This is a genomic window from Paenibacillus xylanexedens (assembly GCF_007680605.1).
Taxonomy (GTDB): domain Bacteria; phylum Bacillota; class Bacilli; order Paenibacillales; family Paenibacillaceae; genus Paenibacillus; species Paenibacillus xylanexedens_B.
Genome location: NZ_VEIO01000001.1, coordinates 32,438 through 46,446, shown reverse-complemented (window position 1 = coordinate 46,446; position 14,009 = coordinate 32,438). Strand labels below are relative to the sequence as shown.

The 14,009-nt window shown below is 49.7% G+C and carries 12 protein-coding genes; 5 read left to right on the top strand and 7 right to left on the bottom strand.

Features of this window, described 5'->3' with window-relative positions; translation table 11 throughout:
• Nucleotides 1-119 precede the first annotated feature (119 nt).
• Nucleotides 120-1,997 (bottom strand): DNA helicase RecQ, encoded by a 1,878-nt coding sequence (gene recQ / locus FS818_RS00220; protein WP_145328534.1) that lies wholly within the window; start codon nucleotides 1,995-1,997, stop codon nucleotides 120-122.
• 452 nt (nucleotides 1,998-2,449) lie between these two features.
• On the opposite strand from recQ, the gene FS818_RS00215 reads away from it, so the two are divergent.
• A complete protein-coding gene (locus FS818_RS00215; protein ID WP_145328532.1) occupies nucleotides 2,450-2,986 on the top strand; it encodes a DUF5412 family protein in 537 nt (178 codons plus the stop codon).
• Between the two features lie 236 nt (nucleotides 2,987-3,222).
• Here FS818_RS00215 and FS818_RS00210 read toward each other — a convergent pair whose 3' ends face one another.
• The 5 genes from FS818_RS00210 to FS818_RS00190 all read right to left on the bottom strand — a co-directional run bounded on the left by FS818_RS00210 (nucleotide 3,223) and on the right by FS818_RS00190 (nucleotide 9,105).
• Nucleotides 3,223-4,353, bottom strand: a complete 1,131-nt coding sequence (locus FS818_RS00210) for a glycosyltransferase family 2 protein (protein WP_313960454.1) — start codon at nucleotides 4,351-4,353, stop codon at nucleotides 3,223-3,225.
• A 767-nt stretch (nucleotides 4,354-5,120) separates the two neighbouring features.
• The gene (locus tag FS818_RS00205; protein WP_145328530.1) at nucleotides 5,121-5,867 is read right to left on the bottom strand and encodes a class I SAM-dependent methyltransferase; all 747 of its coding nucleotides are present in this window, start codon (nucleotides 5,865-5,867) and stop codon (nucleotides 5,121-5,123) included.
• Entirely contained in the window at nucleotides 5,854-7,374 is a 1,521-nt protein-coding gene (locus tag FS818_RS00200; protein ID WP_145328528.1) for a nucleotide sugar dehydrogenase, read from the bottom strand. Before FS818_RS00200 ends, FS818_RS00205 begins: the two co-directional genes overlap by 14 nt.
• Before the next feature lie 34 nt (nucleotides 7,375-7,408).
• Nucleotides 7,409-8,398, bottom strand: coding sequence for a polysaccharide biosynthesis protein (locus FS818_RS00195; protein ID WP_145328526.1), 990 nt, complete (start codon nucleotides 8,396-8,398; stop codon nucleotides 7,409-7,411).
• A 17-nt stretch (nucleotides 8,399-8,415) separates the two neighbouring features.
• The gene (locus tag FS818_RS00190; RefSeq protein ID WP_145328524.1) at nucleotides 8,416-9,105 is read right to left on the bottom strand and encodes a glycosyltransferase; all 690 of its coding nucleotides are present in this window, start codon (nucleotides 9,103-9,105) and stop codon (nucleotides 8,416-8,418) included.
• Between the two features lie 313 nt (nucleotides 9,106-9,418).
• Here FS818_RS00190 and FS818_RS00185 point away from each other — a divergent pair, with 313 nt between their 5' ends.
• On the top strand, nucleotides 9,419-10,129 hold the full coding sequence (locus FS818_RS00185) for a GT-D fold domain-containing glycosyltransferase (protein WP_145328522.1): 711 nt from the start codon (nucleotides 9,419-9,421) through the stop codon (nucleotides 10,127-10,129).
• Between the two features lie 287 nt (nucleotides 10,130-10,416).
• Here the strand turns inward: FS818_RS00185 and FS818_RS00180 are convergent, their stop codons facing one another.
• Nucleotides 10,417-10,824 (bottom strand): hypothetical protein, encoded by a 408-nt coding sequence (locus tag FS818_RS00180; RefSeq protein ID WP_145328520.1) that lies wholly within the window; start codon nucleotides 10,822-10,824, stop codon nucleotides 10,417-10,419.
• A gap of 190 nt (nucleotides 10,825-11,014) precedes the next feature.
• On the opposite strand from FS818_RS00180, the gene FS818_RS00175 reads away from it, so the two are divergent.
• From FS818_RS00175 to speD, 3 genes are all read left to right on the top strand, one after another.
• Nucleotides 11,015-12,157 (top strand): RluA family pseudouridine synthase, encoded by a 1,143-nt coding sequence (locus tag FS818_RS00175; protein ID WP_260989750.1) that lies wholly within the window; start codon nucleotides 11,015-11,017, stop codon nucleotides 12,155-12,157.
• 82 nt (nucleotides 12,158-12,239) lie between these two features.
• Nucleotides 12,240-12,818: an SLOG family protein gene (locus FS818_RS00170; protein WP_145328518.1), complete on the top strand. Its 579-nt coding sequence runs from the start codon at nucleotides 12,240-12,242 to the stop codon at nucleotides 12,816-12,818.
• Between the two features lie 269 nt (nucleotides 12,819-13,087).
• Nucleotides 13,088-13,903: an adenosylmethionine decarboxylase gene (gene speD / locus FS818_RS00165; protein WP_090917942.1), complete on the top strand. Its 816-nt coding sequence runs from the start codon at nucleotides 13,088-13,090 to the stop codon at nucleotides 13,901-13,903.
• The last annotated feature ends 106 nt before the right edge of the window (nucleotides 13,904-14,009 follow it).

Genomic DNA, 14,009 nt, shown 5'->3' with positions numbered 1-14,009 from the left:
CTAAATTTAGGATTAGTCTTCAGGCACAAGTCACTGATCACAGATCAGATATCACTTGTCTCTTGTCATTTATCCACATCACTCACGACATATTCACTATCACATATCGCTAACATATATCACTCATATTCATAAAAAGCATCGTCCGTATCCACTTCTTCACCCGATTGCTTCTGGAAGAATTCCAGGAACGGCAGACCGTACTTGCGGTACTTGACCTCACCGACCCCTTTAATGGTCAGCATGTCACGTTCTGTCTTCGGACATACCACACTCATTTCGCGCAAGGTTGCATCGTTAAAGATAATATAGGATGGCACATGTTCTTTGGCAGCCAGATCACGGCGGATCAGGCGCAGCTGTTCAAACACCGTTTCGTTCACAGCCGAAGGCATTGCATCGCGTCCGCGGCGTCCGCCGTAGTTTGTACCAGAAGCCGTAGCTGCTGTTTTGCGTACGACACGCTGCATGACTTCGCGTTGGCCTTTCAGCACTTCAACCGCCAGCGGCTGCAAACGAACCACTGGATATTGGCCCTCGGACAACATCAGGTAACCTTCGGATACCATCACGTTGATGATCTCTGCAATTTCGCGCTCTGTGCGATTGCCCATAACCCCGTAGGTCGGCAAAGAATCGAAGCCGTAGTCCAGCACCTTTTTGGCACGAGAGCCTTTGAGTACCGAAGCCACAAGAGATACCCCGTAGCGTTCACGCATGCGGTGAATGCAGCTGAATATTTTTTGCGCATCGATGGTCATATCCACCAATTCACGGTCGTCTGTACAGGAACTGCAAATGCCGCAAGGCTTGTCCTCGTGCACCTCACCGAAGTAATCCAGTTGCGCGCTGCGCAAACAACGCGTGGTGTAACAGTAATCGACCATCTGTTGCAGCTTGCGGTAATCGTTCGCCTTGCGGTCACCCTCCATCGGGTTCTGCTCGATCAGGAACTTCTGGGTGATGATGTCCTGTGCTCCAAACAGCAAAATACACTGACTTGGCTCACCGTCCCGACCCGCACGTCCGGCTTCCTGAACGTATGCCTCCATATTTTTCGGCATGCTGTAGTGCAGCACGTAACGCACGTTGGACTTATCGATCCCCATTCCGAACGCATTGGTCGCAACCATCACGCGAATATCATCGTACAAAAACTGCTCCTGGCTCTGTGCCCGTTCATCGTCCGTCATGCCTGCATGATAACGTCCTGCCGGCAAACCAGCCTGCAACAAACGCTGATGCAGATCGTCCACGTCCTTACGGGTGGCGGCGTATACAATGCCTGGCTCGCTGGCATGTTCGCGCGCGTAGTTCAAGACAAAATCCTTTTTGCTCTCGCCGCGCAGCACGCTAAACGCGAGATTATCTCGCCCAAGTCCGGTCACATACGTCTGCGGGTCCTGCAAACGCAGGAGCAGCAGAATATCGCCCATGACCTCGGGCGTCGCCGTCGCCGTAAAGGCCGCAACCACCGGCCGCTCCGGCAAACTGTCCACAAACGGCGCTACCGCCAGGTAGCTTGTCCGAAAATCATGGCCCCACTGTGACACACAGTGGGCCTCATCCACTGCCACGCACGAGATTGGCAGCTGCCCCATCTCATCGCGGAACCAGTCCAGCTCCAGTCGCTCCGGCGCGACGTAGAGCAACTTCAGCTCACCGCGCTGGGCCGCGCGGATGCGCTCATTCACTTCTCTGCCGCTTAACGTACTATTAATATAAGCGGCGGCAATGCCCGCGGTCGTCAGCGCATCGACCTGGTCTTTCATCAACGAGATTAACGGGGAAACGACCAGCGTGAGCCCCGGATATAACAAAGCGGGAATCTGGTAACAGATCGACTTCCCGCCTCCGGTTGGCATAATCCCCAGCGTATCCTCATATTCGAGCAGGCTGGAAACGATCTTTTTTTGACCCTCACGAAAATCGGGATAACCATAATATTTTTGCAGGAGACCCTGCGCTTCTTCTAAAGTAGGTGCTTGCACACTCATGTAAAGACTCCTTACTTGTCACCGGTGTTCCTGCACCGGCTTGGTTCTATCCGATTCTGACATCCAAACGCGGCAACAGCGCCGCATCCTTGACAACAAAATGGCGTTCTCATGACTTGTCCGTCAAGCAAAACGCCGCTCCCTTTAGTTTAACGGGCACAGCCCGAATGAGCAACCGCGTTTTAATGTAAAAACGATTAGCCCTTCTCAAACGCAAGTCAAACAGCCCCTTTTTATAACAAATCATTTGGTTTAATATAACTTATTTGTGATCTTTACAACACTCACTATGATATGATCAGGAATGAAAATGACAATGAAGCTTTACGAATCAAGGTACGATCCTTGCTCAATGATTAATTACTCCTTTCTTATTTATGTCTTTATTTCTTTTTCCGGTTTCTAAAGTTTCGGTTCCAATTTCTATGCTGCTAGGGAGGTTACCTGATTCCATGGAACATTCCGATCAATCCCAGTTCAAATCCAAATCCGTATTGCCTAATATGTCTCCGCGCAAACCTTGGATTCGCAGGCATCCTGTTTCTTCAATATTTATTCTTATGTTTGTGTTGCCCACCGTTGCTTTGATGCTTTTCTTTACGCTTCGTCCGTACCTTTCCACATTTGACCGTTCGGGTGAGGGCGATCTGAGCTCGTCCATGTCATCTCCAAATGGGGAATACACGGCAGAACTATACGGTGTTCCCTACGGCGGCGCAGCAGGCGGGGTGACGATCTGGGTAGACGTACGGAAAACAGCGGATTCAAACGCTTCGAATGCCAAAAGCATCTATCGTGCAGAGTATCATGGCGGAAATCACCTCGAATGGGAAAGTGACAATACCCTTCGCATCGAAAACTGGAGCGAGTATAGTAACGAGACGGTCACCTTGAATATAGATGAAGAAATTTATGATGGATGGGGCTGGGCTTGTACAAGTTTGCGCACAAAAAATCAGTATATCCGTTGCTTGGCACCTGAATTGTAAAAACAACGATAAGAAACCCGTTAACCGCTTTTCTCGGTTTAACGGGCTTCTTTGTATTGTCGGTATTCGCAAGAAGAATACCGCTGTACAATCAAATTAAATTTTTAATGTTCGGGAAGTGCTCTTTGAGTTACTTTGGAGTTGCTTTGGAAATGCTTCACTTTACAAAGAATTTAATGTCACAACCCTACTTCTCTCTTTTTCACCTTCTGTTTCAATCTTGATTTTTACGAGTGCTATTCTTCTCTCTCTTTCCTCTGTTTGCGAATCACGGCTTCGAGTTTCTCCCGGTTACCAACCAAACCTGGATCATTCGGCAGATACTTGCGAGCTTTCGTGTTATGCAAAAGCGCCTGCTCCCAGTTGCCCAGATGAGCATAACAGAGCGAGAGCCGGGCATGTGGCAGCCACGTTCGGCAAGCAGCCGGTACAGGGCGCAGCCCCGGATCACGGCTGCTTACATCCACCGCCTGCATATACCAATAGATGGCGGTGACAATCTCTTGCCGCTCATGGAAACAGGCGGCAATGGCGCAGCAAAAATCGGCATGCGGCAAGTCGTACTGGAACGACTGCAGCAATGCGCCCAGCTTACGGCCCGGCTCGCCAAGCCGCTCATAACATTCCGCCAGCCTAGCGCAGGCAATGAGCCGATCTTCGCGGTAACCGCTCGGCTGCTCCAGCAGCTTGGCGTAACCGCGTGCCGCCGCCGCGTAGCGCTGGCGGTCATAACATTCGCCTGCATAGTAGAACAGCAGGCGTCCCTGGGCTATGCCCTCTTCGGCGATCCATTTGCGCAGAATGCGCACGTTTCGCGCCGAATGATTGCCCGCCTCGCGGCGATGGGTGACGGCAATATCTGCCGTAATGACCTCGCCTTGCGGGAAGCGCAGCTGCTCGTGTAGCCGGCCATGCCAGCGGCAACCGGCATCCCGCTTGACCAGGCGAAGCCGGCGGTCCGCCACTAGCGGACTTCCCTCCGGCCCCTCGGCCAGCGTATAACCCATAATCACACCTGCCGTCTTACCTCCGGACGGCAGCTGCTCCTTCAACATCGCAAGCTTCGCCCGTTCCCCGGGCAACAGCACATCATCCGCATCGAGCCACAATATATACTCCTGCGTAGCACGAGCGAATGACTCATTCCGTGCTGCGGCAAAGTCTTCATCCCACGTATACGTATAGACCCGGTCGGTATACTTTGCAGCGATGTCCATCGTTCGATCGGACGACCCCGTATCCAGAATGATAATCTCATCCATAAGGTCAGCCACCGATTCAAGACACCGTGCCAGCGTGCGTTCTTCGTTTTTCACAATCATGCACAAACTGATGGTGATCACGTTTTGAGCCCCTTCCTGCCTCACGAGTGCTGATTCACACAACCAAAGACATTAAGTAACTTCTAAAAGATCTAAAATTTCTAACGATCACAGATGACGCTATTTAGCTCATTTCAGCGCATTTGAAAATCTAACGATCACAGATGACCCTATTTTCGTATTTTCAGCTTAAACTTGAGGGAAATGGCTGATTTTCATGCAAATAACGTCGCTGGTGATCGTTAAAATTCTGTGAGCTTCAAAATGACCTAAATAAGGCTTCTGGTGATCGTTAGAAAAACTTGCATTACTATATGCTGCATTCTCTATAGTAATTGCTACTGGTACTGGGAGTCGGAGTGGGATTGTTGCTACTGTTGGTGACTGTAGATGTCAGTGGTGTCCATGCTAATGATGCATTCACTGACAGTAATACTTGAGTTAGTTTTGTTAGCGTTTGAGAAGTGTGTGAAGTTAAGGTTAGTGTTTTTGTAACTATTGTAGTTCGTGCGCTGGTGACATAACGTTGGTGTAATTACTCGTATTGATCCTGGTGTCAATGGTCTAAATGCTCATGGCACTTGAAGATGTTAGGGTTGAGTCGGTAAGGTTGGTGTTCGCTTAATTAGTGTTCTTGCAGTTAGTGTTCGTGTACTGGTACCGAACTCTCGCTGTGATTGCGGTTTGGGTACTGGTGTCACGGGTCCACATGCTAATGCTACAGTTGCTCATGTCCGGCTCAAGTTAGTGGTGTTGGTGTTGGTGTTGGTGTTGGTGTTGGTACTTTTGTTAGTGTTACCACTATGCGCCGCTTACCCTTCCTCATTCTCCTGACGACGTATGCGTTTTAGCTGATCCACGGCATTGTCCAACGCTTTTTTGCGCTGTTTCATAGAGCGTAGATGCTGCTGCTCCACCTCTTCAAAATGGGTATGGTCCAGCTTCATCCAATCCAGCACCTGGTTCAGAGGCGGTTTTACGTCGAGCTGTATTTTCTGGCGTTTGCGCGCCACACAACATAGATATTTATGATGAATTTCCAGTTTCATTACTTCAAAATACGGTAATAAACACATCGCCAGATTACTCGCATAGAACGTCTGTTTATGATCATAGAATGGATGATAGCCATAAGGAACGGTCACGATGAGTGTACCTTCCTCTCCGAGCAGACTGTGAACTTGCAATAGCAGTGTCTCGGGATGCGCAAAATGTTCGAGCACTTCCCCCAGCAGGACAGTGTCAAAGGTTATTCTCGCCTTCCATTGCGTGATGTCCAGCATGCGGAAATCGACATGGTTGCGGACGGGCTTGGATTCTTTAGCAAGCTCCTCTTGCGCATAACGGATACTTTCTTCCTCCAAATCCACGCCTGTCACACGAAACCCTTCACGCCCCAGCAAAATAGACGTAATTCCCTGACTGCATCCCACATCCAGAATACGTTTGCCTGTGGTTTCCCGGCACATCCAGTGTACACGGGTCCTCGTCGCTTCATGAGAATCTTCGGAATTAATCTCTCCGTAATAACGCTCGTTCACCCGATCATGATTCGCCATAGCCATCTCCCGTTTCCCTTTCAGCAACCTTCTCCTGCACAAGGCTCTGTGCTCTCCCGTAGTCATGTCGCTCAGGCTGACCAAGTACAACGATATTGTCTCCGTTGCATCCGGCCGTGGCGTTACGTGTATCAAAAATCAGCGGTGCATGATCCGCCATCTCCTGATAATCAAACGCAGAATGGTCTGTCGTGATAATCACCAGGTCAGCCCATGTCCACAATTCGGGCGAAGCTGGCCGGGACTGGAGCATGGAACCATCATCTTGACGGAATACGGGCACCATCGGATCGGTGAAAACAACGTCGGCACCCGCTACGCTCAGTAGCCGAAAGACGTCGAGCGCCGGGGATTCGCGCAGGTCGTCAATGTCTTTTTTGTACGCCATACCCGCCAGTACCACGCGGGCGCCGCGAATAGAACGGCCACGTTGCTCCAGCAGAGCTGTTGCACGCTGAACCACATGCTCCGGCATCTGCCTGTTCGTCGCATCTGCAAGCTCAATGAACCGTAGCTCCGATCCCTGGCGATTGGCCGCCCAGGACAGATAGATCGGATCAATCGGAATGCAGTGCCCGCCAATGCCCGGCCCAGGATAAAACGGCATATATCCAAACGGCTTCGTTGCCGCTGCCTGTAACACTTCCCAGATATCCACGCCCATCTGCTCACAGGCCGGGGTTAACTCATTAACCAGCGCAATGTTTACGCTACGGAACGTATTTTCGAACAGCTTCGCTGTCTCGGCGACGGTTGTGGAGCTAACAGGCACGACTTCGTTCAGAAACGAGCCGTAGAATTGTGTTCCATAATTCAGACATGCGGGAGTCGATCCGCCGATGATTTTCGGTGTATTTTTCACACCATAATGCACACTGCCCGGATCAACCCGCTCCGGAGAATAACAGACATAGAAATGTTCACCCGCAGTCCAGCCGCGCGCTGCTTCTACGGGCTGTTTCACATGCTCTTCCGTTGTGCCTGGATATGTCGTGCTCTCCAGAATGACCAGGCTACCCAGCTGAAGATAGGGGGTCATGCCCCCTACGGCTGATGAAATATAGGATATATCCGGCTGATGTTTATCCGTTAACGGAGTCGGTACACAGATGACAATGACATCCGCCCCTGCAACTGCTGCATAATCTGTGCCTGCCGTTAATCGATTCGCTTCAAGCAGCGTTTGAAGCACTTCATCTTCAATGCCGATAATATACGAATGGCCTGCGCGGAGCTTTGCCACTTTGCCTGCATCGATATCAATGCCGTGCACCTGGTAACCGGACTGTGCCATCTCAACGGCCATCGGCAGTCCCACGTAACCAAGACCGATGACAACAGCCTTCAGGGAGCGGTCATGAATGCATTGAAGCGTGGTCTGCTGTGGCTTCGGGTAGAGCTGCTTCAATCGTTGCTGTTTCCGGCCACGGTGCCCTGCTCGAGTCTGTGCCTGCTTTTCCTTTTCTTCTTGCCCCTTTTCTTCGGGATTCAGGCTGTTCTCACTCATCTCTTCCACCTCCAAACGTTCCGCCTCCCTTCCGTTAGTCGATATATCCTCCTGCACGCAAAAACGCAGCAATCGCCGGTTTGTTCATCATTTCGCTGTCAGAACGATACTGATCAAATTTCACACGCGGCAGATGATCATAATGATTCGTAAGACCCTGATCCGCATGCTCCGGCAAAATGACATAATACTGCGCATCGTACTGGCGAGTACGCGGTGCTTCGAATGGCGAGATCAGCACTTCGTGTAGCTTCTCTCCGGGACGGATGCCTGTCACTTTGTAATCGCCTGACGGGCGACCTGCCTGTTCCAGCATGACAGAAGCCAGTTCGGTCATATTGCAAGCTTTCATTTTCATGACGAAGGTCTCTCCGCCCACCGCCGCTTCCGCTGCTTTGAGCAATAAATGAATAGCCTCCGTACGGGTCAGGAAAAAGCGAGTCATGCCTTCGTCCGTAATGGTCAGGCTTTTGCCTTCATCAATCTGCCGTCGGAACAAAGGTACAACACTGCCGCTTGTGCCCAGAACGTTGCCGCCGCGGATACATACAAACCGGGTGTTCTCGCTCAGCCAGTTGGCACGAATCATCATTTTTTCGCCCAGTGCTTTGGTCATGCCGTATACGTTAATCGGATCGACCGCCTTGTCGGTGGATACGTCAATGACTTTTGGAATCCCCATACGGATGGCCGCCCGAATAATATTCTGAGTTCCGATCACATTTGTTTTAAATGCTTCATCCGGCTGATCCTCACAGACCGGAACATGCTTCAGCGCGGCCAGATGAAAGAGCACATCTACGCCTTGGCACGCTTCCTCCACTGCCCGGTAATCCCGAATATCTCCAATGATAAAACGCAGGCGCGGATCATGGTTGAACTCCCGCTGCATCGCGATCTGAGCATACTCGTTCCGTGAAAGCAGCCGAATCTCCGCCGGTTTCTGCGCGAGCAGTACCTCAGTCAGTTTCTGACCCCAGGAGCCAGTTCCTCCGGTGACCAGAATCGTTTGTCCTTGAATCATGGATGAATCCCTCCTGTTCAGATCATAAATTCGCGTAACACCTCAGCCATTTCTTCACGGCTAAGCCGGTCTTTAGGCGGTACCTTTTTGACGGACGTATTGCTGGAATGTACAATGTTGACGTAATTTCGCGGTGCAAGCAGCTCGTGTGGCAAGTCGATCACATTGCCATGCGTGCCTCGGCCCGGAAGTTTGACCCGATAACCTGCGGCATACTCCGCTGTTTTGTAGAGATAAACATAAAATTGCGGTGAGCGATGAAACGCCGGGGCCATCTCGTTGTTCACACTGTCCCACAGATAACCATTCTGATTAATCAACGCCATCGTTTCTGGCTGAGGCTGTACATCATAGAGCTGCTGCACAAATGTTTTGTGATACAGATCGTCCGAATCCAAACGGGCAATATAGATGTTTTCTACGTCTTTGGCAAACTCCAGAATCGCACGTACACTCTCGATATGGGTTCCAAAACGAATATTCGAAGGCAGCGGCTCCTGACTCGCCAAAATCTCCTGCATCAGCTCACCGGATTCCTTCGAAAGCTTCACCACTGTCAAGAAATCTTGATTGGTCTGAGCCTTGAGACAATGCAATGTAAATGTGCGAAAAATGGTCATACGGCGCTCCAGCCATTCGCGGGTCAGCCGCTGCGGATCTAACCCGTAGTTATTGAAGTTAATCTCAATCACAACTTTCCTGGACATACCCTTCCTCCTCATGAACGCTGTAAGCCTATATGGCGAGTACAGACGTTTTCATAGTTTTTTTTAGAATGAAATCTCGTATCTACGAAACTCGTTCCTCGCGCTGATCGCTTACACTTCCATTCTCTTAAATGCCAGCACTGTATAACGTATGAACTCCTGAACATTCCGGCACCGACATATGTACTGATTTTCTTATAAATAGATTGATATACACCCCAAGTTATCTCTTGGAGGTCGAACGCACAGATCATGGTTTCTCTCGCGACATAGAATAGAGGAGCTTGATTTTCAAAGGGGGCAGGCATTCGGAATGAACTCTACTTATCTTGAAATGCAGGACGTGCTTGATCAGCTCGAAATAGCTCTACGTGAACAACGTCCATTCTCACTGGTGCGTGTGGGGGATGGTGAAAATATCGTGATGTCGCAAGAATCCGTATGGCCTATGGAGCAGGTGCTTCAAGAGCGCTGGGCAATCAAAGCTAATCTCGGTCAAAAGGGGCTGCGGCTTCCCAACCTGAAGATGCGGGACGAAGTCGCTGCTTCGTTGAAAAGAGCCTCCATTGTCGGTGTCCTTCCGCGTGGGGACAGCACTATCAAGGCTCCGGATTATCTCAAGCGGCCGCTGACCGATATGATCTTTGCTCACTACGGCATCGCGCCTGCGCTGACCTGCCATGCTTGTGTGAATCGTGAACTTGTGCAAGTACCTCGGTTTTGGCAGATGCTTGCTGGCAAACGTGTGTTGCTCGTGACGCGTGAACTGCATGAGTTACAAGCCGCACTCGTTAAGGAGCCTTATCACCTCGACATCGTAAGTACGTTAGCGTTTGACAACTATGATCAGATGGATGAGACCCTGCAATGGATTCAAACGCATCAGGATGATTTTGACGTTGCTCTGTTCTCTTGCGGGGTTAACGCCGTCATTCTTGCAGAACGAACAGCAGCACTGGCAGGTAAAGTCGCCATCGACTTTGGGAAAGCCAATAATATGATTTTGAAAGGACGCGCCAACTAAGCTCCATCTGCTGTTTCCAGTTTTTCTTCATACCCATGATCGATAGCGCCGCTTGTATCTCTGCTTCTTTCTATTTCTTTCTCGTTGCAGGTCATTGTTCTTCAAATCTCTCTCTTATACATCAATACTCTTACAATTCTGCTTTATCTCAAATTCAAAATCCCCGCCTAACGAGGCGGGGATTTTGAATTATATCTTGATTGCCATGATCTTGATTGCCATGTAGCTGAAACGGGTACAACAAACGTTACTATAAGATGGTCTCTCTAAAGTCTTTCAAAGCTCCTTTAGTTGGTCGCGGCAATACCGTAGAACATCTCCGGTCCGGTCCGCACAGCTGTGGATACACCCGAGATGAACGACGTATATACATTTTCAAGCGCTGGTGGTGCAGTCAAGTCCTGAGCTGTGAACGAATGGAACTCGGCACCGCCATTTTGCCCGACCGTACCTTCTGCGCGATAGATGATAAAGAACGGATCATACACAAAACCACGCACGATCTCTACAACAAACGTATCGCCCAGTTCTCCCGTAACACCCACCGTGCCGTTGAAGGTAATGATCGGATTAATGACCCCCTGGGTTTGAAGACCGATTACACCGAAAGGTTCAGGGGATTCGGACAAAGGTAATCCCGGTGCCCCTACGTATCCCGAGTTCTCCGAGGTTCTCATATCGAGAAACACGCCCATGAAGTAACACCTCCAATGCTATGGGATATCATATTCTATGAATCTGACAACTCTTCGGACTGGATGGTTTGCAGATTTGATGAACCTATTTTTAATTCGGTGCGGTTAATGGTATATTGAACTGCATAACGAAATGAACGGATCGTATGCACACAAAGGGTACAAGCTGTTCAGAAGGAGATTGTCATTCATGAATAAACGCAAACGCACAAGCAGCGGTACATCCGCCAAAGGAAAATCATACGGAGACTCTTCCAAGCCGCGTTCCGGCCGTTCCAACACTTCTTCATCCAAACCGAATCCCCCTCGCTCGGGAGAGGATACGAAGAAGGTTTCCGCTTCCCATTCGTCCGTGGCGCCTGCAAAAAACGGTGGCAAAGGAAGCAAGCCGGCCAAGTCGGCTACCGCATCGAAGCGTCCAGGCAATGCACATTATCGCAAGTCCGAACCGCCACGTCAGTACAAGGTAACCGAACCGGATGAACTGCTGAATTTCCTGCTGAAACATGTGAAGTCAGGACGCAATGCGGTGAAGTCCATTTTGGGACGCGGACAAGTATCGATCGATGAGAAAGTTGTGACGAAGTTTAACGAACCTCTGCTACCCGGACAGACCGTATCCATCAGCAAAGAAGGCGCTGTAGCCGCTCCTTCCCTGACGGGTATTAACATTCTGCATGAAGACGACGACATCATTGTGATTCGCAAGGAAGCCGGACTGCTATCCATCGCGGCTGACAAAAGCGACGATCTGACCGCTTATCGCCAGCTGATGTCACATGTGCGTCGTACCAACGAACTGAATCGGATTTTCATCGTGCATCGCCTGGATCGGGACACCTCGGGTGTGATGATGTTTGCCAAAAGTGAAGAGGTGCAGCAGCAGCTGCAAAACAACTGGAAAGAAAACGTACAAGACCGTGTTTATGTCGCACTGGTTGAAGGCTCGGTAGCACAAGAAGAAGGTACGATCTCCTCTTGGCTCAAGGAAACCAAAACACTCAAGATGTACTCCAGCCCGCGTCCAAACGACGGGCAACATGCGGTGACGCATTACAAACGGCTGAAGTCGAACCGTGAGTTCTCTCTGCTGGAAGTACGTCTGGAGACAGGTCGTAAAAATCAGATCCGTGTGCATATGGAAGATCTGGGGCATCCGATTGTCGGGGATCGTAAATACGGCGCGCGTACAAGAGATCTCGGACGTCTGGGGCTCCATGCACGGGTGTTGTCGTTTATTCATCCAACGACAGGCAAACTAATGACATTCGAAACGGATATTCCGAAGCCATTCCTGTATCCGTTCCGCGGAGAGTCTACACCTGCACAATAACGTGCTCAAACGAAGACGGACAACCGATTAGGAGACCGAACCTCACGGGTACATTGTCCGTCTGCAAGGAGGTTATCACGTTTTGCAAAACCTGTTCATTACCGGTTACCGCGCACACGAACTACAGATTTTTGGTCAGAAGCATGAGGGCATCCCTTACATTAAAAAAGCAATCGCCTCCCGCCTTACACCTCTTGTGGAGGATGGCTTGGAATGGGTGCTTACCCCAGGTCAATACGGTGTCGATCTTTGGGCCTGCGAGGTTGTTCTTGAATTAAAACAGTTATATCCACATCTGAAACTGTCGATCATCACTGCTTTTCAGAACCCGGAGGAACAATGGAAAGAAGACAAGCTGGAGTACTACCGTTCCATTCTGGCTGGGGTAGACTATTATGGTGCGATTAGCAAACAGCCATACATCGGGCCGTGGCAGTTCACTGCACGGGACGATCTGTTGCTGCGCAAAAGCGATGGTCTACTGCTCGTATATGATGAAGATGCCGGCGAAGGTAGCCCGCGTTTTGTGAAAGAAAAGGCAATCAAAAAACAACAAAACGAGCATTATCCCATCATTACGGTCACTTCCGAGGATATTCAATCGGTCGCGGAGGAAGAACGGATGAATGATTTTGCTTATGACGGGGACATCCCCTTCTAACTTTAGATGCTGTACGGCAAACTGCTGTGCAGTTTTTTTGCTTTCTTACTGGACTCCGTGTTTTGAGACTCGACCTGTTTTCAGACTACACTGTGCGACCCGTGAGAAGTTATAACTCAGACTGTGTTAATCGATGCTGAAGTTGAACTCAAGGAGTGCGTCCGCTTGCCACCCATGGGAAACTCATGTTTTTTTTCGGGCAAGGTTGGGTATAAGTAGTATTAAAACTGCGATTTTTATGTCGTATGGGATAAAGGGGAACTGCAACCATGACTTTAACGCCAGAGCAGCGCATCCAGTTGCACGGGTTCAACAACCTGACCAAGTCACTCAGTTTCAATATGTACGATATCTGTTATACCAAGACCAAAGAAGAACGCGAAGCTTACATTGAATATATCGATGAACAATATAACGCAGACCGGCTGACTCATATTTTGAAAAATGTATCGGACATCATCGGCGCACACGTCCTGAATGTCGCTCAGCAGGATTACGTGCCGCAGGGCGCGAGTGTAACCATGCTGGTATCGGAAGGCCCGATCGTTGAGATTCCCGAGGAATCCTTCGATGAATCGCCTGGTCCCCTGCCCGATAACGTGGTCATGCAGCTGGACAAAAGCCATATTACCGTACACACCTATCCCGAATTCCACCCCAGCGAAGGCATCAGCACCTTCCGTGCCGATATCGATGTATCGACCTGTGGTGAGATTTCACCGCTAAAAGCATTGAATTACCTGATTCATTCGTTTGATACGGACATTATGATTATGGATTATCGCGTGCGCGGTTTTACGAGGGATACGAGCGGACGCAAGCTGTTTATTGACCATGAGATCAGTTCGATCCAGAATTATATTCCCGACGAGATCAAAAGCGGCTTTGATATGATTGACGTGAACGTCTATCAGGAAAACATTTTCCACACCAAATGCAAGCTGAAGGAATTCGATCTGGATAATTATCTGTTCGGGTACACCAAGGACAAGCTAAGCAAAGCGGAACAACAGGAGATTACCGAATGGCTTAAGCTGGAGATGGACGAAATTTATTACGGCAAAAATATAGACCGTTCTTCCTAATTGGACAGAGCCATCTGGAATGACCAACCAATCAGAAATGATATGATCATAAATAAAGACAAGTGATTCTGATCCTGCTGACTTCCTTCACAGAACCTGATATATG

Excerpts from the sequence above, each read along its gene's own strand:
- recQ (WP_145328534.1), bottom strand. The coding sequence starts at position 1,997 with ATGAGTGTGCAAGCACCTACTTTAGAAGAAGCGCAGGGTCTCCTGCAA.
- FS818_RS00215 (WP_145328532.1), top strand. The coding sequence starts at position 2,450 with ATGGAACATTCCGATCAATCCCAGTTCAAATCCAAATCCGTATTGCCT.
- FS818_RS00205 (WP_145328530.1), bottom strand. The coding sequence starts at position 5,867 with ATGGCGAATCATGATCGGGTGAACGAGCGTTATTACGGAGAGATTAAT.
- FS818_RS00200 (WP_145328528.1), bottom strand. The coding sequence starts at position 7,374 with ATGAGTGAGAACAGCCTGAATCCCGAAGAAAAGGGGCAAGAAGAAAAG.
- FS818_RS00195 (WP_145328526.1), bottom strand. The coding sequence starts at position 8,398 with ATGATTCAAGGACAAACGATTCTGGTCACCGGAGGAACTGGCTCCTGG.
- FS818_RS00190 (WP_145328524.1), bottom strand. The coding sequence starts at position 9,105 with ATGTCCAGGAAAGTTGTGATTGAGATTAACTTCAATAACTACGGGTTA.
- FS818_RS00185 (WP_145328522.1), top strand. The coding sequence starts at position 9,419 with ATGAACTCTACTTATCTTGAAATGCAGGACGTGCTTGATCAGCTCGAA.
- FS818_RS00180 (WP_145328520.1), bottom strand. The coding sequence starts at position 10,824 with ATGGGCGTGTTTCTCGATATGAGAACCTCGGAGAACTCGGGATACGTA.
- FS818_RS00175 (WP_260989750.1), top strand. The coding sequence starts at position 11,015 with ATGAATAAACGCAAACGCACAAGCAGCGGTACATCCGCCAAAGGAAAA.
- speD (WP_090917942.1), top strand. The coding sequence starts at position 13,088 with ATGACTTTAACGCCAGAGCAGCGCATCCAGTTGCACGGGTTCAACAAC.